Source organism: Arthrobacter sp. Y3222053, from assembly GCF_059092805.1.
The window spans coordinates 24,108-46,325 of the sequence record NZ_JBNHIA010000003.1 but is presented as its reverse complement, the minus strand read 5'-3'; the positions used below and the strand labels follow the sequence as shown (position 1 = coordinate 46,325).

The window sequence follows — 22,218 nt, the reverse complement described above, 5'->3', positions numbered from 1 at the left end:
ATGGACGAACCCGTCCCCGCGCCGGCGCCCGTACGCGCCGCGGCCGGGCCCGACGCCGCCGCGCAGCGGCTGCCGGTGGTCGCCGTCGTCGGCCCCACCGGATCCGGCAAATCCGACCTCGGCGTCGAACTGGCGCTGCGCCTGGACGGCGAGGTGATCAACGCCGACGCCCTGCAGTTCTACCGCGGAATGGACATCGGCACCGCCAAGATTCCCGAATCCGAACGCCGCGGAGTGCCCCATCATTTGCTGGACATCATGGAGGTCACCGAGGAGGCCAGCGTCTCCGCGTTCCAGGCGCAGGCCCGCCGGGCGGTCGATGAGATCCGCTCCCGCGGCCGGCTGCCCATCCTGGTCGGCGGATCGGGCCTGTACGTGCGCGCTGCCCTGGACGTGCTGGAGTTTCCGGGCACCGACCCCCGGGTGCGCCGGGTGCTCGAGGACGAGCTCGCCGCCGTCGGGCTCGAGGCGATGCGCGCCCGCCTGGCCGCCGTCGATCCGGTGTCGGCGGAGCGGCTGGGCGACGCACGGCGGGTGGTCCGCGCGCTGGAGGTCCACCGGCTCACCGGCCGCCCGTTCAGCTCCTACATGCCCCGCCGCGAGTACTTCCAGCCCGCCCTGCAGATCGGGCTGAGCGTGGATCGCCCGGTGCTGCACGTCCGGCTCGCTGACCGGGTGCAGCGGATGGTCGACGCCGGCCTGCCGGAGGAGGTGCGCGCCCTGGACACACGCGGGCTGCGCAGCGGCCGGACGGCGTCGCGCGCACTGGGCTACGCCCAGTTCCTGCAGGTGCTCGACGGCGAGGCAACCGTGGCCGAGGCCGCCGAACAGACCGTCGTCGCGACCCGGCAGTTCGCCCGGCGGCAGCTCACCTGGTTCCGCGCCGACGAGCGGATCCAGTGGTTCGCCCACGACGATCCCGCGCTGGCGGCGCAGGCAGAGAGCGCTGTCACCGCTATTCTGGAACGGTGAGCACCCTTTCCACCCAGCCGCTGTCCGCCTCCGGCCTGCCCGCCTCGCTGGCCGGCACCGTGTTTGCCAAGGGCCACGGCACCGGCAACGATTTCCTGCTCGTCGCCGACCCCGAGGGCGCCCGGGACTTCACCGCGGCCGAAACCGCGGCGCTGTGCGACCGCCGGCTCGGACTGGGAGCCGACGGCTTCATCCGCGCCGTACCCTCCCGCCACCTGCCCGAGGGCCAGGCGCTGCTGCAGACGGAGCCGCAGGCCGAGTGGTTCATGGACTACCGCAACTCCGACGGCAGCATCTCGGAAATGTGCGGCAACGGGGTGCGGGTGTTCGTGCACTTCCTGATCGAGGAAGGGCTGGCCGTGCTGCCCGAAGGCGCCGTGCTGCCGATCGGCACCCGCGCGGGCGTCAAGCTGGTGACCCGCGTCGCCGGCGGATACGCGGTCGACATGGGGCCGTGGGAGTTCATCTATCCCGACCACGCCGCCGCCAAGGCCATGGACACCGTGGTCGACGCCGGCGGCCTCGAGGTGCCGCGCCCGGGACTGTCCGTGAGCATGGGCAACCCGCACACCGTCGTCGCGCTGGCGGAGTTGGCCGAGCTGTCCGCCACCGACCTCACCCGCGCGCCCTCGGTCTCTCCGGAGCCGGAGGACGGCACCAACGTGGAGTTCGTGGTGCCGGCCGAACCGCTCGTGGTCGAGGGCATCGGCCAGGTGACGATGCGCGTGCACGAGCGCGGCGTGGGGGAGACCCTGTCCTGCGGCACCGGGGCCTGCGCCGCCGCCGTCGCGACCCGGTTCTGGGCCGGCGCCGGAGCGCCCGACGCCTGGTCGGTGGACGTGCCCGGCGGGACGGTGGGCGTGCGCTTCCTCCCCGGCCCTGACGGCCGCGAGCACGTTGAGCTCAGCGGCCCCGCCGTGCTGGTGGCCCGCGGAACGGTGCTCTGACCCGCCCCTGTCAGGCCGCGGTGCGCTCCACCTGCAGCACGCGGAAGCCCTTGTCGGTCGCGTAGCGGGACACCGCGTAGCCGGCGCCCAGCTCGCCTGCCAGCCACTTCTGCAGGCTGTCCGAGCCCAGGTTCTTCTGCACCACCAGCCAGGCGCTGCCCCCGGGCGCGAGCCGCGGCAGCCACTGCAGCAGCAGGGCGTGCAGCGCCTCCTTGCCGATGCGGATGGGCGGGTTGGACCAGATGGTGTCGAAGCGCAGTTCGCCCGGAACGTCCTCGGGCAGGCAGGCGCGCACGTTGTCCAGGCCGAGAGCCGCGGCGTTGTCACGGGTGAGGCCCAGGCTGCGTTCGTTGACGTCCACGGCGTACACCTGCGCCGCCGGAGACTTCAGGGCGAGGGTGAGCGCGATCGGCCCCCAGCCGCAGCCGATGTCCAGCAGCACGCCGTCGGCTGCGGGTGCAGGCGCCTCGGCAAGCAGGACGGCAGTGCCCTTGTCCACGCCGTCGGGGGAGAAGATGCCGCCGGCCGTCTGGACGGTGCGCTCCGCGCCGTCGAGGACCACGCTGATCCGCCGGCGCGTTTCCGGCCCGGACGGCTGCGAACTGAAGTAGTGCTCTGAACCCATAATCCCCAAGCCTAGTGCGCCCTTGCCACCGGCTGAGGACGGGAAGAAAATGGCGCTGCGCGACGTTGACCACAACAGGCACATCGACAGGCTCTGGCCTAGGATGGTGTGTAACGAATCCTAAAGGAGACCATGACCAATAATTCCCGTCCTGTCGCCTCGTCCCCGGAGCTGTCTCCGGAGGAAATCCAGGGGGTAATCGACAGGATCCTCGCGAAGGACAGCGCTGTGGAGGCCAAGGCTGCGGCCGGGCCGAACGGCGCCACAGCGAAGCACGGTCGGGCCCAGGCACTGGATGAACCAGGCCAGGAGCATTCCGACTACGACGGTGAGCAGCAGGACCTGCAGGAACGGCGCGCCCTGCGCCGCGTCGCCGGCCTCTCCACCGAACTTGAAGACGTCACCGAGGTCGAATACCGGCAGCTGCGCCTGGAGCGCGTGGTCCTGGCCGGACTGTGGACCGAAGGGACATCCGCCGACGCCGAGAACTCGCTCCGCGAGCTGGCGGCCCTGGCCGAAACCGCAGGCTCCGAGGTGCTCGACGGCATCATCCAGCGCCGGCTGAAGCCGGACCCCGGCACGTTCCTGGGCTCGGGCAAGGCGCAGGAACTCAAGGACATCGTGATGGCCACCCGCGCCGACACCGTGATCGTGGACAGTGAGCTGTCTCCGTCGCAGCGCCGCGGGCTGGAGGACATCGTCAAGGTCAAGGTCATTGACCGCACCGCGCTGATTTTGGACATCTTCGCCCAGCATGCCAAGTCCCGCGAGGGCAAGGCCCAGGTCGAGCTGGCGCAGCTGGAGTACCTGCTGCCGCGCCTGCGTGGCTGGGGCGAATCGATGTCCCGGCAGGCCGGCGGCCAGGTCGGCTCGGCCGGCGCCGGCATGGGCTCCCGGGGTCCCGGTGAAACCAAGATCGAGCTGGACCGGCGGAAGATCCGCAACCGGATGGCCAAGCTGCGCCGCGAAATCGCCGCCATGAAGCCCGCCCGGGAAACCAAGCGGGCCAACCGGCAGCGCAACGCGGTGCCCTCGGTGGCGATCGCCGGTTACACCAACGCGGGCAAGTCCTCGCTGCTGAACCGGCTGACCAACGCCGGGGTGCTGGTGGAGAACGCCCTGTTCGCCACCCTGGACCCGACCATCCGCCGGGCCGAGACCCCCGACGGGCTGGGCTACACGCTGGCCGACACCGTCGGTTTCGTGCGGTCGCTGCCCACGCAGCTGGTCGAGGCCTTCCGCTCGACGCTGGAGGAGGTCGCCGACGCCGACCTGATCCTGCACGTGGTGGATGCCTCGCATCCGGATCCGGAAGGCCAGATCGCGGCGGTCCGTGAGGTCCTCGCCGAGGTCGACGCCCGCAAGGTGCCGGAGATCATCGTGCTCAACAAGGCCGACGCCGCCGATCCGTTCGTGCTCGAGCGGCTGCGGCAGCGCGAACGCCGGCACGTGGTGGTTTCGGCTCGGACCGGTGAAGGCATCGACGAACTGCTCGAAACCATCTCGGCCTCCATCCCGCGGCCCGCCGTGGAGCTGGAGCTGCTGGTTCCCTACGACCGCGGCGACGTGGTGTCCCGGCTGCACAGCCAGGACACCGAGATCCTGTCCATGGACCACGTCGAAGAGGGCACTAGGCTCCGCGTCATGGTTCGGGAAGGACTGGCTCCCGAACTGGAGCCCTTCACCACCCATGGCTAAGCAGCGCCCCGAGAAGGTCCTCGCGCTGCTCGACGCCGCCGTCCAGGCGATGGGCGGGCAGAACCGCGAAGGCCAGCACCAGATGGCACGGCAGGTGGCGGAGGCGATCGAATCCCGCCGCCACCTGCTGGTCCAGGCCGGCACCGGCACCGGCAAGTCGCTGGCGTACCTGGTGCCGCTGGTGGCCCATGCGGTGGAAAGCGAGAAACCGGCGCTGGTCTCCACGGCCACGCTCGCGCTGCAGGCGCAGATCGTCGGCCGTGACCTGCCCCGCCTGCTGGGGGCCCTCGAGCCGGAGCTGCCCCGCCCGGTCGACGTCGCGCTGCTGAAGGGCCGCAGCAACTACGTCTGCCTGCACAAGACCGGCGGCGGCTTTCCCGACGAAGACGACCCCGGCGCGCTGTTCGTGCTGGGCGAGGAAAACGCCGTCGGCCACCCCGCCCGCGGCACCGGCCCGGTAAGCGCGCTGGGCCGCGACGTGCAGCGCCTGCACGAATGGGTCGAGGAGACGGAGACCGGGGACCGCGACGAGCTGGTGCCCGGCGTCAGCGACCGGGCCTGGCGGCAGGTCTCCGTGACCTCCATGGAGTGTCTGGGCGCCCAGAAATGCCCGATGGCCGCAGAGTGCTTCAGCGAACGGGCGCGCGCCAAGGCGGCCGAAGCGGACCTGGTCATCACCAACCACGCCCTGCTGGCCATCGCGGCCTTCGAGGGGCTGGCGGTGCTGCCCGATTACGACGTGGTGGTCATCGACGAGGCGCATGAGCTCGCCGACCGCGTCACCGGAGCGGTCACCGGCCAGCTCTCCGGCGGCACCATCAGCTCCGCCGTGACCGCGGCCCGCAAGCACACCAGCGCCAGCGTGCAGGAACTTGCCGACGCCGGCCGCGCCTTCGACGCTGCCATCGAGGGCATTGCCTCCGGGCTGCTGCCCGCGGGGCTGAACGAAGACCAGCTGCTGGCCGTCGGGCGCGTCCGCGAGGCGTGCCGCGTCGCGCTGTCTGATTCGAAGCCGGACGGGCAGGACAACGCCGACGGCGGTCGGCAGATGGCCCGCTCCCGGCTGATGGCGATCCTTGAACTGTGCGAACGGCTGGAATCCGCGCCCGAATCCGGTGAAGTCGTCTGGGCCTCGCGCAGCAGCACCTTCTCACCCTCCGGCGGCTACCAGCCGCCCGACGATGACGCGCCGGCAACGCTGAACATCGCCCCGCTGTCCGTGGCCGGCAAGCTGCGGGAGAACCTGTTCGACGGGCACACCGTGGTGCTGACCAGCGCCACCCTGGCCATTGGTTCCGAGTTCGGCCCGGTGGCCGGTGCGCTCGGCCTCCAGGGTCCGGGCGCGCCCGCCTGGGAGGGCGCCGACGTCGGCAGCCCCTTCGACTATCCCCGGCAGGGGATGCTGTACATAGCCAAGGACCTGCCCAAGCCCGAGCGGGGAACCTCCGAGGCCCAGCTCGACGAGCTGGCCGAGCTGATCGCCGCCTCCGACGGCGCGGCGCTGGGCCTGTTCTCCTCACGCCGGGCGGCCGAAGAGGCCGCCGAGGCGATGCGGAAACGGCTGGACGTGCCGATCCTGTGCCAGGGCGAGTCTTCGATGGCCTCGCTCGTGAAGCAGTTTGCCGAGGACGAGCGGACCTGCCTGTTCGGCACCATGGGGCTGTGGCAGGGCGTGGACGTTCCCGGTCCGTCGTGCCGGTTGGTCGTGCTGGACCGGATTCCGTTCCCGCGCCCGGACGATCCGCTGATGACGGCCCGCAGCCGGGCCGTGGCCCGCGCCGGCGGCAACGGGTTCATGAGCGTCTCCGCGACGCACGCCGCGATCCGCCTCGCCCAGGGCGCGGGCCGGCTGATCCGTGCAGCGGGGGACCAGGGCGTGGTGGCCGTGCTGGACTCGCGCCTGGCCACGGCACGGTACGGAGGCTTCCTGCGTTCGGCGCTGCCGCCGTTCTGGCCGACCGCCGACCGGGCCGTGGTGCTGAAGGCGCTGCAGCGGCTGGCCGCCGCGTCAAAGGCCGGCGCCGGGGCCTGATGCTCCGCAGAGGACAGGACGCCCAGCCGCTGGCCGCTTGCCACGGCTGACCCGTTCGGATGCCATATAGGGCCGGGACGGGGCGCGCACGCAAACGCCCCCGACCGCAGCGCCGATGCCGGCGCCGCTGGTCGGGGGCGAAAACCTCCCGAAGCGCGGCAGGGGCGCCTACAGCGACCGCATCACGGAGACGACCTTGCCCATGATCGTGGCGTGGTCGCCCGGGATGGGCTCGTAGCGCGTGTTCTGCGGCAGCAGCCAGGTGTGGCCCTCGCGCTGGCGGAAGGTCTTGACCGTGGCCTCGTCATCGAGCAGCGCGGCCACGATGTCACCGTTCTCCGCGGTGGGCTGGCGGCGGACCACCACCCAGTCGCCGTCGCAGATGGCGGCGTCGACCATGGAGTCGCCGGAGACCCGCAGCATGAACAGCTCACCGTGGCCCACCAGCTGCCGGGGCAGCGGCACCATGTCCTCAACCTGCTGGTCCGCGAGAATCGGACCGCCGGCGGCAATGCGGCCGACCAGGGGAACCATGGCGGTATCCAGCGCGGTGTCCGTCCGCAGGGCGGTGACGTTCCCCGCCTCCGTGCCGCCGGAGGGAGCCGGGTCTGCGTCAGCCGGCGCGGCCGGCTTTGCGGGCTCGGCATCCCGAAGCATCAGCGGAGTAAGGATCTCCATGGCGCGGGGCCGCTTGGGGTCACGGCGGATGTAGCCGAGCTTTTCCAGCTGGCCCAGCTGGTGGGTCACGCTCGAGAGGCTGGCCAGCCCCACGGTGTCGCCGATCTCGCGCATGGACGGCGGGTAGCCGTTGCTGCTGACGGACCGCTGGATGGTCTCCAGGATCTTCTGCTGGCGGGGAGTCAGGCCCTTGGCCGGGCGCCCGGAGGTGGAGGCATCGGTGCCTCCGCTTACAGTCCTGCGTGCCACGGCGCTTCCCTTCAGGCCGGCGGCCGGTGCATCCGGCCGCGTTCTTCCAGCGTGCGGACGGCGGTCCCGCCCGCGGCTCCCGGCGGTTTTGTCAGAGGCGGGTGATGGACTCGCTTCTGTCAGCTTCCGGTGCTGCTCTCAACGCTAGGGGAGCAGCCCCCTGTTTTCAAACATTTGTTCGAGCGAGTCTCGACAACGTTCGTAGACAGGTGCTAGAAAGGATCCAGCTGATCGAACAAAGATTCGAAAGTGAAGTGCCCTTAGCGGGCTCGACTTTCGAAACAAGCTTCGAAACCGCTCCGCCCGAGCCTGATGGGCCCCGCGGTTCGGAAAGGAAAACCATGTCACTCGCACTCCAGCCCGGCCTATCCGCCACGCCGTCGTCCACCGCCGGTTCCGCTGCCCCGCTGCGCCTGACCCGCCGCGGCCGCCTGGTCCTGGTGGGCCTGCCGGTCATGCTGGCCACCGCTGCCCTGATCTTCCTGGCAGCCTTCTTCACCGCCCCCGCGATCGCCGGCAGCGAGACGCAGGACCCGGCCGCCCACACGCTGCAGGTCAGCGTGGAGACCGGCGAGTCGCTGTGGGGGCTGGCGGACCGCTACGTCCCGGGCCGCGACCCGCGCGCCGTCGTCGCCGACATCATGGAGCTGAACAACCTGCAGGAAGCCACCATCCCGGCCGGCGCGCAGCTTTACGTACCAGTCTCCCGCTGAGCGGCCGGACCACCACCTGCATCTGCCCCCGGTAGCTGCGGCGCGTGAGCCCCTGCAGCCGCAGGGCCGTAACCCCCCGCCCCGGGATTCTCCCCAGCAGTGCCTGCGGACTTAAGCTGGACGGGTGACTGAACAGCTGGACAAACTCAACCGCCTTCCGCTCCGCGACGATCTCCGCGGCCTTTCGCCCTACGGCGCCCCGCAGCTGGAAGTACCCGTCCTGCTGAACGTCAATGAGAACACCCATGGCCTGCCCGGACATGTGCGCGAGGCCATCGTGGCCGCCGTCTCCGAAGCCGCCACGGGCCTCAACCGCTACCCCGACCGTGAATTCACGGAACTGCGGGACCGCCTGGCTGCGTACCTGGGCCACGGCATGGGCCGCGACAACATTTGGGCGGCGAACGGCTCCAACGAGGTCCTGCAGCAGATCCTCCAGGCCTTCGGCGGACCGGGGCGGACCGCCATGAGCTTCCCGCCGACCTACTCCATGTACCCGCTGCTGGCCAGCGGCACCGGCACCGCCTACCTGTCCGGAAAGCGCACCGACGACTTCACCCTCACCGCCGGGTCGGCCGCCGCGCAGGTCCGCGACGCCGCACCGAACATCGTCTTCCTCTGCTCGCCGAACAACCCGACCGGTACGGCGCTGGGCCTGGACGTCGTCGAAGCCGTCTACGAGGCGGGCCAGGCAAGCAACGCCATCGTGATCGTCGACGAGGCCTACGCCGAGTTCTCGCACACCGGCACGCCCAGCGCGCTGGAACTGCTGCCCGGCCGCGAACGGCTGATCGTCTCGCGCACCATGAGCAAGGCCTTCGCCCTCGCCGGCGCCCGCATCGGCTACCTGGCCGCGGCCCCGGAGATTACCGACGCGCTGCGCCTGGTCCGCCTGCCCTACCACCTCTCGGCCCTGACCCAGGCCACCGCCAACGCCGCCCTCGCCCATGCCGACGCGCTGCTCGCCAACGTCGAGGACATCAAGGGCCAGCGCGACCGGATCGTCGATGAGCTGACGGCGCTGGGGCTCACCCCCGCCCCCTCCGACTCCAACTTCGTCTTCTTCGGCGGCCTGGCCGAGCCGCACCGCATCTGGCAGGGACTGCTGGACGCCGGAGTGCTGATCCGCGACGTCGGCATTCCCGGCCACCTCCGCGTCACCGCCGGAACCGAAGCGGAAACCACCGCCTTCCTGGATGCCCTGCGCGCCCTGCTGTCCCAGGACGACGCCGGCCGGGCCGGCGTCGGCGCCGCGCACTAGACTGGTTCTCAGCCCCTACCGACTTCGAAGGACTTTCATGACCGTGGAGACCACCACAGGACGCACCGCCCGGCTCGAACGCAGCACCAGCGAGTCGTCGGTCGTCGTGGAGCTGGACCTGGACGGCACCGGCCGTTCCAACATCAGCACGTCCGTGCCGTTCTATGACCACATGCTCACGGCACTGGCCAAGCACTCCCTGATCGACCTCACGGTCCAGGCCACCGGGGACACCCACATCGACGTCCACCACACCGTCGAGGACGTCGCCATCACGCTGGGGGAGGCGCTGCGCCAAGCGTTGGGCACCAAGGCCGGCATCCGCCGCTTCGGCGAGGCCACCGTTCCCCTCGACGAGGCGCTGGCGAACGCCGTTGTCGACATCTCCGGCCGTCCCTACCTGGTGCACGCCGGCGAACCCGCAGGGCAGGAATACCACCTGATCGGCGGCCACTTCACCGGTTCGCTGACCCGCCACGTGTTCGAGGCGATCACCCTGCACGCGCAGATCTGCCTGCACATGACCGTGCTCGGGGGCCGCGACCCGCACCACATCGTCGAAGCCCAGTTCAAGGCCTTCGCGCGGGCCCTGCGCGCCGCCGTCGAGCCCGATCCCCGGGTCGAGGGCATCCCCTCCACCAAGGGTGCGCTGTGAGCACCCGCAACGTCACCGTCCTGGACTACGGATCCGGGAACATCCACTCCGCCGTCCGCGCTCTGGAGCGCACCGGCGCGAACGTCACGCTCAGCTCCAAGCCGGACGACGTCCTGAACGCCGACGGGCTCGTCGTCCCCGGCGTCGGTGCGTTCGCCGCGGTGATGCAGGGCCTGAAGGACGTCGACGGGATCCGGATGATCGGCCGCCGCGTCGCCGGAGGCCGCCCCGTCCTGGGCATCTGCGTGGGCCTGCAGGTCCTCTTCGAGGAAGGGGTGGAGCACGGCGTCCGCACCCCGGGCATGGGGGAGTGGCCCGGCACCGTCGAGCGCCTCGCCGCCGACGTCGTGCCGCACATGGGGTGGAACACCGTCACGGTGCCCGAAGGCTCCCGCCTGTTCGCCGGCATCGAGGACGAACGGTTCTACTTCGTGCACAGCTACGGGGTGCAGAAGTGGGACTTCGATGTGACCCAGCCGGCCATGCGCCCGCCGCTGGTCACCTGGTCCGAGCACGGCGGCCCGTTTGTTGCCGCCGTGGAAAACGGGCCGCTGTCCGCCACCCAGTTCCATCCGGAGAAGTCCGGCGACGCCGGGGCTGCCCTGCTGGACAACTGGATCAAGACGCTGGACTGACGCCATGTGGAGCATCATCCTGATGGGCCTGGCAGGGCTGCTGATCGGCGGCGCCATTTCCTTCCGCGCCCAGGGCTTTTCCAAGCTCATATCAATCAGCTTCTGGGTGCTGGCCGGCATGGCCCTGCTGGCCGCCTACTTCCTGACCCTCGACCTCGCCTGACCGCCGGGTCCGCCAACCACCCCGCCGGGCACCCTCCGGGCCGCCGGCACCGTATCGAAAGAGAACGATGAGCCTTTCCGACACCCCCATCCTCGAACTGCTGCCCGCCGTCGACGTCGCCGACGGGCAGGCCGTGCGCCTGGTCCAGGGCGAGGCCGGCAGCGAGACCAGCTACGGTGACCCGCTGGACGCGGCCATGGCCTGGCAGAACGACGGCGCGGAATGGGTCCACCTGGTGGATCTGGACGCAGCCTTCGGCCGCGGCTCCAACCTGCCGCTGCTCAAGCGCGTGGTGGAGAAGCTGGACATCAAGGTGGAGCTCTCCGGCGGCATCCGTGACGACGAGTCCCTGGAAAAGGCCCTCGAGCTCGGTGCCCGCCGCGTGAACCTGGGCACCGCCGCCCTGGAGAACCCCAGCTGGACCGCCAGCGCCATCGCCCGCTACGGCGATGCGATCGCCGTCGGCCTCGACGTCCGCGGCACCACCCTGGCCGCCCGCGGCTGGACCCGCGACGGCGGCGACCTGTGGGAGGTCCTGGCCCGCCTGGAGGACGCGGGCTGCTCCCGCTACGTGGTCACCGACGTCACCAAGGACGGCACCCTGCGCGGTCCCAACCTCGAACTGCTGCGCGAGGTGCTGCAGCGCACCGAACGCCCCGTCGTCGCCAGCGGCGGTATTTCCAACCTCGAAGACCTCGCCGCCCTGCGCGAGCTCGTTCCCCTGGGCCTGGAAGGCGCCATCGTCGGCAAGGCGCTCTACGCCGGCGCCTTTACCCTGCCGCAGGCGCTCGACGTCGCCGGCCGTCCGCGGAGCCAGGCCTAGGCCATGGCCGAGCGCGCCCTGCCCGGACACATTGCCGCCGCCCTGGCCGCAGCCGGCGGGCCGACGGACTCCGCCGGCCGGCCCTGGTCGGGGCGCGACCTCAGCGGCGACGGGAACCCGCTGCACAACTTCGACCAGGACGACGGCGCCGCCGACGCCGGCTACCTGGCCGCCGTCGCCGACCTCGCCGCCGGAACCGGCTCCGAAACCGCGGTGGTCGCGGCGCTGGCCACCGCGCGGCTGTTCGTGCCCATCGTCGCCACGCTCGGCGAGGAGGCCGAGGGCCACGACGGCCTGACCTCGGACAAGCAGGCCGACATGGCGCTGGTGACCCTCACCGCACCGGACGGCCGCAAGGCCCTTCCGGCCTTCACCTCCGTGGACGCACTGCAGCGCTGGCACCCCGACGCCCGGCCGGTCGCCGCGTACACGGCCCGCGCGGCGCTGTCCGCCGTGTCAGAAGAGGCGCAGCTGATGGTGCTGGATCCGGGCGGGGATGTGACCTTCGTCGTCCGCCGCCCGGCGCTCTGGGCCCTGGCGCAGCAGAAGCCGTGGACGCCGTCGTACGCGGACCCGCAGCTCGCCGAAACAGTAGGCGCGCTGGCCGCCGAGGAACCGGCCGTGCTGGACGTCCGCCTCACGGCGGGCCCCGGAACGGCGAGCCGCACCGCAGCGGGTACAGTAATCCCGGGCGGCGGCAGCGGGCCCGAGCTGAGGCTCATCCTCCGGCTCACGCCCGGCCTGGACGCGGACGCGGTGCGCAGCATCGCCGGAACGCTCCAGCAGCGGCTGGCCGCCCATCCCGATTTCGTTGAGCGCGTTGATTCACTCGAACTGAAACTCACGCGCTGACCCCAGGCGGCAGTGCCGCCAGGAAAGACGTGCCGTGAACTTCAAACTGTATGGGCAGCTGCTGCGCCATGCCCCCATCCGCCGGGTCCTCCTGGTGGGAATGATCGCCCGCTTCCCGCACTCGGCGGCCGGAGTGCTGCTGACCCTGCACATCGTCATGACGATGGACCGCGGCTACGCCGAAGCCGGCGTCGTCGCGGCCCTGGTCACCATCGGCATCGCTGTGGGAGCACCGTGGCGAGGACGGCGGGTTGACACCGTCGGCCTGCGCCGGGCCCTGATCCCCTCGGTCATCTCCGAAGCCGTGATCTGGTCCGTCGTGCCGCACGTGAGCTACCAGTGGGTGCTGGTGCTGGCCCTGGTGGGCGGCCTGTTCACGCTGCCGGTCTTCTCGGTGGTGCGGCAGGCCCTCGGGGTGCTGGCCGAAGGGGAGCAGCGGCGCACGGCGTTCGCCGTGGACTCGATCGCCACGGAACTGGTCTTCATGATGGGCCCGGCACTGGGGGCGGTCATCGCCACCCAGGTCTCCTCCGCCCTCGGCCTGACCCTCGTGGGACTCTGCACCGCTGCGGCCGGCCTGCTGCTGATGTGGTTCAACCCGCCCACCCGCAGTCCGGCGGCAATGACCGCGGTGGAAGAGGCCGACGACCAGGACGCCGCCGCAGCGGCCGTCGTCGCCTCCGCCCCCGCGTCGATCGGGGAGGCCAGCGCGGAACTGGCGCTGAGCGGCGAACGGCGTCCGGGCCTGCGCGGCCGGGTCCGCTCCGCGCTGCCGGCGGGCCTGTCCTGGGTGACCGTCAGCGTCGCCGTGGTCTTCACGGTGGCGGCGGGCGCCGGGCTGCTCCTGTCGGCGACCGACGTCGGGATCGTGGCTCTGCTCGAAGGCACGGGACACTCCGGCCAGCTCGGGCTCGTCTTCGCCTGCTGGTGCGCCGCCTCGGCGATCGGCGGCATCCTCTACGGCGCCATGAACCGCCGGATTCCGCCCATGCTGCTGCTGCTGGCGATGGCGGTGCTCACCATTCCGATGTCCTTCGCCACCGACACTCTCAGCCTGGCGCTGCTCTCGATTGCTCCCGGGCTGCTCTGCGCCCCGGTGCTCTCCTCCGCGTCGGAGCGGGTGGCGGACCTGGTCTCCGAGGAGCGCCGCGGAGAGGCCATGGGCTGGTACGGCTCCGCGCTCACCTCGGGCACCGCCCTGGGTGCCCCGGCCACCGGCCTGGCGATCGACGCGATCGGCCCGTGGGCCGGCTTCTCCTTCGCCGGCGGCCTGGTGGTCCTCATGGGCTGCCTGGTGCTGACGGTGCGCGCCCTCGCCCACCGTCGGGCCGCCGCCGTGCGCTAGTCGACGCGGGGCCGGTCACCTGGGTTAAGCAGCGCTGCCGCCGCCCGGCGGGCGGCGGCAGCGGATGCCGGAACGGTGAAACGGGTCAGTTGACCGGGCCGGTGAACTTCTCGCCCGGGCCCTTGCCCGGAGCATCCTGGATGACCGAGGCCTCGCGGAAGGCCAGCTGCAGGGAGCGCAGGCCGTCACGCAACGGGCCGGCGTGCTGGCTGCCGATCTCGGGTGCCGCGGCGGTGACCAGGCCGGCCAGCGCGGTGATCAGCTTGCGGGCCTCGTCGAGGTCCTTGAGCTCTTCGGCGTCCGGGCCTTCGGCCAGGCCGCACTTGACAGCCGCCGCGCTCATGAGGTGGACGGCGGTGGTGGTGATGACTTCGACGGCGGCCACCTCGGCGATGTCGCGCATCTGCTCGGCGACGGCGCGCTCAGCCGCTGCCTGCTCGGCGGCTTCGCGGGCTGCATCGCCGGCCGGCTCCGAGGTTTCGGGGAAGGCATGGCGGGAGGATCCGCCTGCCGGATTGCTCTGTGGGGTACTCATACTGGTAAGCTTGTCACAGACCAGCCGATCGTCGGTATTTTCGGGTGCCCCTGCGGGCATCGAAGACCGGCGGCCGGTTTGCAAGCGGAGACTCCTCCCACCCGCGTCAGCCCGAGCCGTTTCGGCCGGAGTTGCCGGGTTCAGGTCGGCCCTGCGGCCAGCGTCACGGCGAACCAGCGTTCGCCTTTGAAGCGCCGCGGGTAGGCACCGTCAGGGACGGCGCAGCCGATCAGAGGCCTCCGATTGCGCGTGCAATTTGGAGGCCTTCTTCATTTGCAGGCGGCTGCCGTACCCAGACAAACAGGAGCTGAAACATTAGCGAGCCAAGAATCAATGATCGCATCCGCGTCCCCGAGGTGCGGCTGGTAGGGCCGGCCGGCGAACAGGTGGGAGTGGTGCGTATTGAAGACGCCCTGCGCCTTGCAGCCGAGTCCGATCTGGATCTTGTCGAGGTGGCGCCGCAGGCCAAGCCGCCGGTTTGCAAACTAATGGACTACGGCAAGTACAAGTACGAAGCCGCCGTCAAGGCCCGTGAGGCCCGGAAGAACCAGACCAACACGGTGCTGAAGGAAATCCGGTTCCGCCTCAAGATCGACACCCACGACTACGAGACGAAGCGCGGCCACGCGATCCGCTTCCTCGCCGCCGGGGACAAGGTCAAGGCCATGATCCAGTTCCGCGGCCGTGAGCAGCAGCGCCCCGAAATGGGCATCCGGCTGCTCCAGAAGTTCGCCGATGACGTGGCCGAGGTCGGCGTCGTGGAGTCCGCTCCGCGCATCGACGGACGCAACATGGTCATGGTGATCGGACCGCTGAAGAACAAGGCGGAGGCCAAGGCCGAAGCCCGCCGCACTGCCCAGAAGGAAGAGGCCAAGAGCGGCCGCGCGTCCCGCGTCGACACCTCCGGTGCCGAAGCTCCCATGACGCAGAGCCTGGCCGACCTGATCCCGGGCGGCCTGCGCCTGGGCACCGGCAGCGGCGAAGCCCCGCAGCGTCCCGCAGCCTCGGCCCCGGCCCAGGCACCTGCGGCGGCGCAGGCACCGGCACGGACCGAAGCCGAGCGGAGCACCACCAGCGCCGCGCGGACCGAGTCCGCCGCGAAGGCGCCGGCTCCCCGTGCGGCTGCGCCCAGGGCGCAGGCTCCCCGCGCGGCAGCGCCGAAGGCTGCTCCGGCCCCGCGGCCGGCGGCGGATGCGGCCCCGGCACCCGCTCCGAAGCCGATGCCGGCTCCGAAGCCCACCGCGATGCCCAAGCCTTCGGCCATGAAGCCGGCCCCGCGCCCCAAGCCGCAGGGCGCACCCAAGCCCGGTGGCCGACCCGCCCCGCGCAGCCAGAGCAAGCCGGACGCCGCGGAGTAACACCCGCGCTGCTCCGCCGGCCCAGCCTGGCAGTTCAGTAAACCCTGACGCCCCTCCCAGGGCGTTCAAAGCCCCGCGGTCCGCCGCGGAAACCATTAAGGAGATCGGTTCCCATGCCGAAGATGAAGACCCACAGCGGCGCCAAGAAGCGTTTCAAGCTCACCGGTTCCGGCAAGCTCAAGCGCCAGCAGGCCAACCGCCGTCACTACCTGGAGCACAAGTCCAGCACCCTGACCCGCCGCCTGGCCTCCGACCAGATCGTCGCCCCGGCGGACGCCAAGGTCATCAAGAAGATGCTGGGCAAGTAAGCCCTTCTTCCTTCGGCGGCGGAAGCCGCCACCCACTAATCACCATTCGTTCCCGCCCGCGGCCCTGCCGTGAGAGGTCCGGGAACAGCAGATAAGGAGTACGCACGTGGCACGTGTGAAGCGGGCGATCAACGCCCAGAAGAAGCGCCGGGTAATTCTTGAGCGCGCCAAGGGCTACCGGGGCCAGCGTTCGCGCCTGGTCCGTAAGGCCAAGGAGCAGCTGCTGCACTCGTACGTGTACAGCTACAACGACCGCCGCAAGCGCAAGGGTGACTTCCGCCGCCTGTGGATCCAGCGCATCAACGCTGCCTCCCGGGCCAACGGCCTGACCTACAACCGCCTGATCCAGGGCCTGAAGGCCGCTGAGGTCGAGGTCGACCGCCGCATGCTGGCAGAGCTGGCCGTCAACGACGCCAACGCTTTCGCCACCCTGGTCCAGGTTGCCAAGGACGCCCTGCCCGCCGACACCTCGGCCAAGGCCGCTCCGGCCGTTGCCGCTGTCGCCGCTCCGGCTCCGAAGACCGCTGCCGCTCCCGCCGCTCCCGCCGCTGACGCCGGCTTCAAGGCCTCCGAAGGCGAGGCTCCCGAGGGCTACGTCATCAAGGGTGCCGCCACCGGCAAGTACCACGTTCCGGGTTCCACCTGGTACGAGCAGACCGTTGCCGAGTACTGGTTCAACTCCGTTGAGGCCGCCAAGGCCGCCGGCCTCGAGCCGGCAGGCGGCGAAGCCCGCCAGAAGTTCCAGGGCTAAGTCCTCGAACGCATGAGCATCGACGGGCGCCCGCAGGCTCCGCTGCTTTCCAACCCCCGGGCTGACCGGGTGAAGGAGGTGGCGCGGCTTGCCGGGCGCCCGTCGCGCTTAAAGACCGGGACGTTCCTGGCCGAAGGGCCGCAGGCCGTCCGTGAGGCGCTGTCCGCGCACCGCGCGGCCGTGGCCGCCGGCGGCTCGGCCGTCGTCGCGCAGGTCTACGCGACCGGTGCCTGCCTGGACCGGCTGCCCGAGCTGGCCGACCTGGCGCGCGGCGTGCCGCTGCGCCTGGCCACCGACGAGGTCCTCGCCGCCATGGCCGATACCGTCAACCCGCAGGGCATCGTGGCGGTCTGCCACATCCCTGCGCCGCGGCTCGAGGACGTGCTCGACGCCGGGGCCCGCCTGATCGCCGTCCTGTGCGAAGTGCGGGATCCGGGCAATGCGGGCACCATCCTCCGCGCGGCCGACTCGGCCGGCGCGGACGCCGTCGTGCTCACCCGCAGCAGCGTTGACATCCACAATCCCAAGGCCGTGCGGTCCACCGCCGGTTCCCTGTTCCACCTTCCGGTGATCACCGGCCAGGACTTCGACGCCCTGGCCGTGCAGCTGCGCGACCGCGACATCACCCTCCTGGCCGCGGACGGTTACGGCAGCGCAGACCTTGACGCTCTGCAGGACGAAGCCGCGCTCCGCAGGCTCGTGCCCCGTGACGCCGACTCCGTGCGCAATGACGGCTTCGAGGATCCGGCCGGCACCGCACCGGCCTCGGGTCCCCGGCTTGAGGACGCCACCGCCTGGCTGTTCGGCAACGAAGCCCAGGGCCTGTCCGACGCCGAGCTGGCAGCCGCGGACCACCGCGTCGCCGTACCCATTTACGGCGAGGCGGAGAGCCTCAACGTGGGCACCGCCGCAACCGTGTGCCTCTACGCCTCCGCCCGCGCCCAGCGGCGCTAGCGCTGCGCTGAGCGGGCGGATGACCCTTCGGCCGCCGCCTGCCCCGCCGCTTCAGGGGCACCTGACCGGCGGCGCTCGAGCAGTCCGCTGAACAGCGCCACGGCCAGGCCCATGACCGCCAGGCCGGCTCCCACCAGCGCCGGCGACCGGTATCCCCAGCCCCAGGCAATGACGACGCCGCCCACGAACGCACCCAGCGCGTTGGCCATGTTCAGCGCCGCGTGGTTCAGCGACGACGCCAGCGACTGCGCTCCGGGGGAGACATCCAGCAGCCGGGTCTGCAGCGGGGGCACCAGCATCGAGCCGATCAGCCCGACGAGGAAGACGAAGACCAGCGCGGGGATCCGATACTGGACCAGCCAGGCATAGCCGAGCAGGATGAGCACCGTCGCGGCCAGGATGGCGTAGATGCTGCCCAGCACGTTGCGATCGGCGACCCAGCCGCCGATCACGTTGCCCGCCACCTGGCCGACGCCGTAAAGACCCACGATGAGCGGAAGCACCGACGTCGGGAAGCCGGCCAGGTCCGTCATCGTGGGGGAGATGTAAGTGTAGACGGCGAAGAAGCCGCCGAAGCCGACAGTGCCGATCAGCAGGGCCAGCCAGACCTGGACCCGGCGCAGCGCCCCGAGCTCGCGGCGGATGCTCGCGTCCGGGTGGGCCGCCTCGTAGGGAATCCTCCGCGCGGTGAGCACGACGGTGAGCGCGCCAAGCCCGGCGACCACCACGAACATCCAGCGCCAGCCGGCGGTCTGTCCCAGCCAGGTGGCGGCGGGAACACCGATGACGTTGGCGATGCTGAGGCCCAGCATCACCATCGAGATCGCCTGGGCACGCTTGGTGGGAATCACGAGGGAAGCGGCGATGACGGCCGCGACCCCGAAGAACGCCCCGTGCGGAAGCCCGGAGATGAACCGCGTGACCAGCAGCCAGCCGTAGTCCGGAGCGAAGAACGAGGACAGGTTCCCGAGGGTGAAGAGCATCATGAGCCCCACGGCCAGGTTCTTCCGGGGCAGCCGTGCCCCAAGCGCGGCCAACAGCGGCGCGCCGACAACGACGCCCAGGGCGTACGCGGAGATCACGGCGCCGCCTTCGGGGACCGACACCCCGAGGTCGGCCACCATCTCCTGCAGCAGGCCCATGATGGCAAATTCCGTGGTGCCGATGGCGAATCCGCCGACGGCCAGGGCGAAGATGGCAAGGCGGACGCCGGCAGGGGAGGACGCGGGGCGGGGCAAGGTCGGTGCAGGGCGGGACATGGCTTCTTTCACGGTCGGCGGCCCTGCGGGCAGGGCAGGGCCGGGCACCGTCAGGGGAAGGGGAGGACAGTGCGGCTCCGCTGCCGTCGCTGCACAAATCAGCGTAGCGGCTGCGGCACCGCGGTATGGCATCGGCTCCAGCCGGCCCTGTCCAACAACGTGCCGTGCCGGCGTCCCTTCGCCTCCGACCGCGCCGGCTCCAGCCTCTCAGCGGGCGCGGCCGCCGAGGACCGCACGGCTAGAATCAACGGGTGCCTTCATCAGCAGACGCCGCCGTCCCCGCAGCCCTCATCCAGGTGGTGGGCGCCGCCATCGTTGACTCCCTCGCTGAGCCGACCATGATGCTGGCGGCCCGCCGCAGCGCTCCGCCGTCCCTGGCCGGCCTGTGGGAATTTCCCGGCGGCAAGGTGGAGCCGGGGGAGAAGTGCGAGGCCGCCCTGGAACGGGAACTGCGCGAGGAGCTGGGGGTCGACGTCGTGCTGGGAGCCGAGGTGCCGGGGCCGACGGCGGCCGGCTGGCCGCTGAACCCGAAGGCGGCCATGCGGGTCTGGCTGGCGGAGATCCGCTCCGGTCAGGCCCGGCCGCTGCAGGACCATGACGAGCTGCGCTGGGTGCCGCTGTGGCGCGCCGAGCTCACCGGACTCGACTGGATTCCTGCGGATTTCCCGATTGTCGCCGCGGTCCTGCAGGCCGCCTGCGCCCGGCCCTGACCTTTCGGCGGACCCGGAGGCCGGCTGTCAGGCCGAGACCAGCAGGCCGTCCATCTGGCCGACAGCCTCCTGGAGGCCCTCCGCCATGCCCATCTCCAGGACCCGCTCCATGTCCTGTCGGGTGGCGCAGGCGGTGCTGATGGTCATGGTGGTTCCGCGGTCTCCGTTCGGCTTCAGCTCCACGACGGTCGGCATCACCGGAAGCTCCGTGCTCGGCCGGCCGTCGTCGTCGGCGAACCCATCGTCGAAGGCCAGTGCGACGGGCTCCTCGATGGAGCGCAGGAGCCACCAGCCGCGGGCGACGGAGCCGCCGGGGCCGGTCATGTGGTAGGCCACTTCCCCTCCGGGCCGGAAGTCGAAGCTGTCCATGGTCGCCGGCCAGGTCGGCGGGCCCCACCAGCGTTCCAGCAGGCGGGGGTCGGCCCAGAGCTGCCAGACGCGCTCCGGCGGTGCCGGCAGCTCGGCCGTCAGCGTGAGGGAGAGGGAATCGTAGTCTTTCTGCACATCAGTGACGCTCATGGGACCTGTCCTTCCTGGGGTTCGGGGCGTGCCCGTTCTTCGTCAGGTGCTGCCCGGCCGTCCGTGAGCAGTGCGCCCATCTGTCCGATGCGCTGCTCCCAGAGGATTGCCAGTTCATCCAAAGCCGTGCGGACGCTGCGGAGCCCGGAGGGCAGCGGGCGCACCAGGTGCTCCCGCCCGTGCCGGTGCTTGCTGACGAGGCCGGCCTGCTCCAGCAGCGCCACGTGCTTTTGCACGGCGGCAAAGCTCAGCGGGTAGTCCCGGGCCAGGTCACTGACCGAATGCTCTGCCTCTCCCACCCGCCGCAGGATGTCGCGGCGGGTGGGATCGCCGAGGGCACGGAACAACCGGTCGAGGCTTTCAGCTGTCCGGTCCATCGTTGCCTCTCCGTCCACACGATCCGGCTCGACTTACAACCAGATGGTTGTAGGTTAGGCTCCAGGCTGGATCCGGACAAGGGCTGCGGGAAGGAAATTCAGAACAGGGTGTCGGAGCCGGTCCGTTGTCCGTCGTCAGGACCGAAGAGGGCGGGGGCGGCGATGCCCTGCTGGTCAGCAGGGACGGACGGCGCAGCGGCGCCGGTTGTGTTGGCGCCGCTGCGCGGCGGGCGGAGGAAGGAGCGCCGCCGATCGAAGCCGTGCCGGGACTTGAAGTGCCGGACGCGTCCGGTCAGCCACTGCCGGTACTCCTTGGAGGCGTAACTGCCGCCGGCGTACAGCTCCCGGTAGCGCGGCACCAAGCCGGGGTAGTCGCGTGCCAGGAACGCCATGAACCATTCCCTGGCGCCGGGACGCAGGTGCAGTGCGCCCGCGGTGACGGAGTCAGCCCCCGCCCGGGCCAGCGCGGCGAAGAGCGCGTCAAGGGATTCGTCGCCGTCAGTCAGCCAGGGCAGGATCGGCATGGCCATGACATTGCAGGCCATGCCGGCATCGGACAGGCGGCGGATCAGGTCCAGGCGCGCCTTCGGGGTGGGGGTGCCGGGCTCCACCCGCCGCGCCAGGTCCGGATCCAACAGTGCCAGCGAGATGCCCATGCTGACCGGCACCTCGGCTGCCACGGACTTCAGCAGCGGCAGGTCCCGGGCCAGCAGGGTTCCCTTGGTCAGAATGGAGAACGGGGTGCCCGAGTCGGCCAGGGCCCGGATGATGCCCGGCATCAGCTGATAGCGGCCCTCGGCCCGCTGATAGGGATCGGTGTTGGTGCCCATGGCGACGTGCTCGCGCTGCCAGGACGGCCTGGCCAGCTCCCGGCCCAGCACCTCCGGGGCATTGACCTTGACGACCAGCTGGGAATCGAAGTCCATGCCGGCATCCAGATCAAGGTAGGTGTGGGTGCGCCGGGCAAAGCAGTACACGCAGGCGTGGGAGCAGCCACGGTAGGGATTCACCGTCCATCCGAACGGCATGGAGGACGTCTTTGCGACCTTGTTCAGCACCGACTTCGACGCCACTTCGTGGAAGGTGACGCCGGCAAACTCCGGCGTGCGCACGCTGCGGACCAGTCCCTGCAGGGACAGCAGGGCGTCGGAGGTCTCGGCGGTGGTTTCCTGTCCGGCCCATCTCATGCACAGTATTAGAACACATGTTCGAGGAAGCGCACTAGCTGCGGCGGAAAAGTCAGGGCGCGGGGTACCCGCCGTCGCGCAGTCCGGCCAGCCGCTCAAAGGGATTGCCGGTGCCGGGGTTGCCGGTGCGCAGCACCGACCATGCCGCGGCCGCGAAATACAGGGGGAGGAAGGCTGGGCCCAGGAGGGCGTACTGGGAGCTGTGCCGGGACTCATGGGCCAGCAGGGCAGAACCGGGTCGCAGCAGCGGTGCCACGCGGTCCCGGTACAGCACGACGTTGCCCACGGTGAAGGCCGCGGCCCTCGGAAGCCGGAACTGCCAGCCGGACGCCAGCAGCAGCCCCGACGGCCCACGCCGAATGCGGCAGCCCGCTGCCCGCGCCAGCAGGATGCCGACAGGCGTGGAGAGGTTCACCAGGTTCAATGCGGCCCGCACATCCATGCCGCCAGCCTAGCCGCGCACGGAGCCGTGCCCGGCCTGTGCCCGGCGCGCGTCGGAAACCCGCGCCCGCCCGTGGAGGTCATGCGGGCCGCGCGGTGAATCCCGTCCTCTAGACTGGAAGCAGAATCACGGCTCCCGCGCGCCCTCCGCCAGGATCGCGCCGGAGCACC

Annotated in this window: 25 protein-coding genes; 17 read left to right on the top strand and 8 right to left on the bottom strand. The window is 70.9% G+C overall.

Annotation, left to right across the window (positions count from 1 at the left end; translation table 11 throughout):
* Together miaA and dapF are read left to right on the top strand one after the other, a co-directional pair.
* On the top strand, positions 1–972 hold the full coding sequence (miaA, locus tag AC5RUW_RS08280) for a tRNA (adenosine(37)-N6)-dimethylallyltransferase MiaA (RefSeq protein WP_494160259.1): 972 nt from the start codon (positions 1–3) through the stop codon (positions 970–972).
* Positions 969–1,919, top strand: a complete 951-nt coding sequence (dapF, locus tag AC5RUW_RS08275) for a diaminopimelate epimerase (RefSeq protein WP_494160258.1) — start codon at positions 969–971, stop codon at positions 1,917–1,919. The genes miaA and dapF overlap by 4 nt, the downstream gene beginning before the upstream one ends.
* A 10-nt stretch (positions 1,920–1,929) precedes the next feature.
* On the opposite strand, the gene AC5RUW_RS08270 is transcribed toward dapF, so the two are convergent.
* Positions 1,930–2,544: a class I SAM-dependent methyltransferase gene (locus tag AC5RUW_RS08270; protein WP_494160257.1), complete on the bottom strand. Its 615-nt coding sequence runs from the start codon at positions 2,542–2,544 to the stop codon at positions 1,930–1,932.
* Positions 2,545–2,676: 132 nt separating this feature from the next.
* On the opposite strand from AC5RUW_RS08270, the gene hflX reads away from it, so the two are divergent.
* Positions 2,677–4,242 carry a GTPase HflX gene (gene hflX, locus AC5RUW_RS08265; RefSeq protein ID WP_494160256.1) on the top strand — a complete coding sequence of 522 codons (1,566 nt, stop codon included), beginning with the start codon at positions 2,677–2,679 and terminating at the stop codon, positions 4,240–4,242.
* Positions 4,235–6,274 (top strand): ATP-dependent DNA helicase, encoded by a 2,040-nt coding sequence (locus tag AC5RUW_RS08260; RefSeq protein ID WP_494160255.1) that lies wholly within the window; start codon positions 4,235–4,237, stop codon positions 6,272–6,274. The genes hflX and AC5RUW_RS08260 overlap by 8 nt, the downstream gene beginning before the upstream one ends.
* A 168-nt stretch (positions 6,275–6,442) precedes the next feature.
* On the opposite strand, the gene lexA is transcribed toward AC5RUW_RS08260, so the two are convergent.
* Positions 6,443–7,201: a transcriptional repressor LexA gene (gene lexA, locus AC5RUW_RS08255; RefSeq protein ID WP_494160254.1), complete on the bottom strand. Its 759-nt coding sequence runs from the start codon at positions 7,199–7,201 to the stop codon at positions 6,443–6,445.
* Between the two features lie 341 nt (positions 7,202–7,542).
* Here lexA and AC5RUW_RS08250 point away from each other — a divergent pair, with 341 nt between their 5' ends.
* From AC5RUW_RS08250 to AC5RUW_RS08215, 8 genes are all read left to right on the top strand, one after another.
* Entirely contained in the window at positions 7,543–7,914 is a 372-nt protein-coding gene (locus AC5RUW_RS08250; protein WP_494160253.1) for a LysM peptidoglycan-binding domain-containing protein, read from the top strand.
* Positions 7,915–8,038: 124 nt separating this feature from the next.
* A complete protein-coding gene (locus tag AC5RUW_RS08245) occupies positions 8,039–9,175 on the top strand; it encodes a histidinol-phosphate transaminase (protein WP_494160252.1) in 1,137 nt (378 codons plus the stop codon).
* 37 nt (positions 9,176–9,212) lie between these two features.
* Positions 9,213–9,830: an imidazoleglycerol-phosphate dehydratase HisB gene (gene hisB / locus AC5RUW_RS08240; RefSeq protein ID WP_494160251.1), complete on the top strand. Its 618-nt coding sequence runs from the start codon at positions 9,213–9,215 to the stop codon at positions 9,828–9,830.
* Entirely contained in the window at positions 9,827–10,465 is a 639-nt protein-coding gene (gene hisH / locus AC5RUW_RS08235) for an imidazole glycerol phosphate synthase subunit HisH (protein ID WP_494160250.1), read from the top strand. Before hisB ends, hisH begins: the two co-directional genes overlap by 4 nt.
* 4 nt (positions 10,466–10,469) lie before the next feature.
* The gene (locus AC5RUW_RS08230) at positions 10,470–10,628 is read left to right on the top strand and encodes a hypothetical protein (RefSeq protein WP_494007447.1); all 159 of its coding nucleotides are present in this window, start codon (positions 10,470–10,472) and stop codon (positions 10,626–10,628) included.
* Positions 10,629–10,695: 67 nt separating this feature from the next.
* Positions 10,696–11,451 carry a bifunctional 1-(5-phosphoribosyl)-5-((5-phosphoribosylamino)methylideneamino)imidazole-4-carboxamide isomerase/phosphoribosylanthranilate isomerase PriA gene (gene priA / locus AC5RUW_RS08225; protein WP_494160249.1) on the top strand — a complete coding sequence of 252 codons (756 nt, stop codon included), beginning with the start codon at positions 10,696–10,698 and terminating at the stop codon, positions 11,449–11,451.
* A 3-nt stretch (positions 11,452–11,454) separates the two neighbouring features.
* On the top strand, positions 11,455–12,303 hold the full coding sequence (locus AC5RUW_RS08220) for an SseB family protein (protein WP_494160248.1): 849 nt from the start codon (positions 11,455–11,457) through the stop codon (positions 12,301–12,303).
* A gap of 34 nt (positions 12,304–12,337) precedes the next feature.
* Entirely contained in the window at positions 12,338–13,648 is a 1,311-nt protein-coding gene (locus tag AC5RUW_RS08215; protein ID WP_494160247.1) for an MFS transporter, read from the top strand.
* An 85-nt stretch (positions 13,649–13,733) separates the two neighbouring features.
* Here AC5RUW_RS08215 and AC5RUW_RS08210 read toward each other — a convergent pair whose 3' ends face one another.
* Positions 13,734–14,183, bottom strand: a complete 450-nt coding sequence (locus AC5RUW_RS08210) for a DUF1844 domain-containing protein (protein ID WP_494007443.1) — start codon at positions 14,181–14,183, stop codon at positions 13,734–13,736.
* Positions 14,184–14,497: 314 nt separating this feature from the next.
* On the opposite strand from AC5RUW_RS08210, the gene infC reads away from it, so the two are divergent.
* The 4 genes from infC to AC5RUW_RS08190 all read left to right on the top strand — a co-directional run bounded on the left by infC (position 14,498) and on the right by AC5RUW_RS08190 (position 17,554).
* On the top strand, positions 14,498–15,541 hold the full coding sequence (infC, locus tag AC5RUW_RS08205) for a translation initiation factor IF-3 (protein WP_494160790.1): 1,044 nt from the start codon (positions 14,498–14,500) through the stop codon (positions 15,539–15,541).
* A gap of 113 nt (positions 15,542–15,654) precedes the next feature.
* Entirely contained in the window at positions 15,655–15,849 is a 195-nt protein-coding gene (rpmI, locus tag AC5RUW_RS08200; RefSeq protein WP_494007442.1) for a 50S ribosomal protein L35, read from the top strand.
* A 106-nt stretch (positions 15,850–15,955) separates the two neighbouring features.
* Complete coding sequence (gene rplT / locus AC5RUW_RS08195; RefSeq protein ID WP_494160246.1) at positions 15,956–16,600, top strand: 50S ribosomal protein L20, sunset domain variant; 645 nt, start codon at positions 15,956–15,958, stop codon at positions 16,598–16,600.
* A gap of 12 nt (positions 16,601–16,612) precedes the next feature.
* Complete coding sequence (locus tag AC5RUW_RS08190; protein ID WP_494160245.1) at positions 16,613–17,554, top strand: TrmH family RNA methyltransferase; 942 nt, start codon at positions 16,613–16,615, stop codon at positions 17,552–17,554.
* Here AC5RUW_RS08190 and AC5RUW_RS08185 read toward each other — a convergent pair.
* Positions 17,551–18,813: an MFS transporter gene (locus AC5RUW_RS08185; protein WP_494160244.1), complete on the bottom strand. Its 1,263-nt coding sequence runs from the start codon at positions 18,811–18,813 to the stop codon at positions 17,551–17,553. The two genes, AC5RUW_RS08190 and AC5RUW_RS08185, sit on opposite strands and share 4 nt — an antisense overlap.
* 251 nt (positions 18,814–19,064) lie before the next feature.
* On the opposite strand from AC5RUW_RS08185, the gene AC5RUW_RS08180 reads away from it, so the two are divergent.
* Positions 19,065–19,523: a (deoxy)nucleoside triphosphate pyrophosphohydrolase gene (locus AC5RUW_RS08180; RefSeq protein WP_494160243.1), complete on the top strand. Its 459-nt coding sequence runs from the start codon at positions 19,065–19,067 to the stop codon at positions 19,521–19,523.
* Between the two features lie 27 nt (positions 19,524–19,550).
* Here the strand turns inward: AC5RUW_RS08180 and AC5RUW_RS08175 are convergent, their stop codons facing one another.
* The 4 genes from AC5RUW_RS08175 to AC5RUW_RS08160 all read right to left on the bottom strand — a co-directional run bounded on the left by AC5RUW_RS08175 (position 19,551) and on the right by AC5RUW_RS08160 (position 22,048).
* On the bottom strand, positions 19,551–20,042 hold the full coding sequence (locus AC5RUW_RS08175) for an SRPBCC family protein (protein WP_494160242.1): 492 nt from the start codon (positions 20,040–20,042) through the stop codon (positions 19,551–19,553).
* A complete protein-coding gene (locus AC5RUW_RS08170; protein ID WP_494160241.1) occupies positions 20,039–20,419 on the bottom strand; it encodes an ArsR/SmtB family transcription factor in 381 nt (126 codons plus the stop codon). The genes AC5RUW_RS08175 and AC5RUW_RS08170 overlap by 4 nt, the downstream gene beginning before the upstream one ends.
* Before the next feature lie 98 nt (positions 20,420–20,517).
* Positions 20,518–21,606 (bottom strand): Rv2578c family radical SAM protein, encoded by a 1,089-nt coding sequence (locus tag AC5RUW_RS08165; RefSeq protein ID WP_494160240.1) that lies wholly within the window; start codon positions 21,604–21,606, stop codon positions 20,518–20,520.
* A 52-nt stretch (positions 21,607–21,658) separates the two neighbouring features.
* Positions 21,659–22,048, bottom strand: coding sequence for an eCIS core domain-containing protein (locus AC5RUW_RS08160; protein WP_494160239.1), 390 nt, complete (start codon positions 22,046–22,048; stop codon positions 21,659–21,661).
* Between the last annotated feature and the right edge of the window lie 170 nt (positions 22,049–22,218).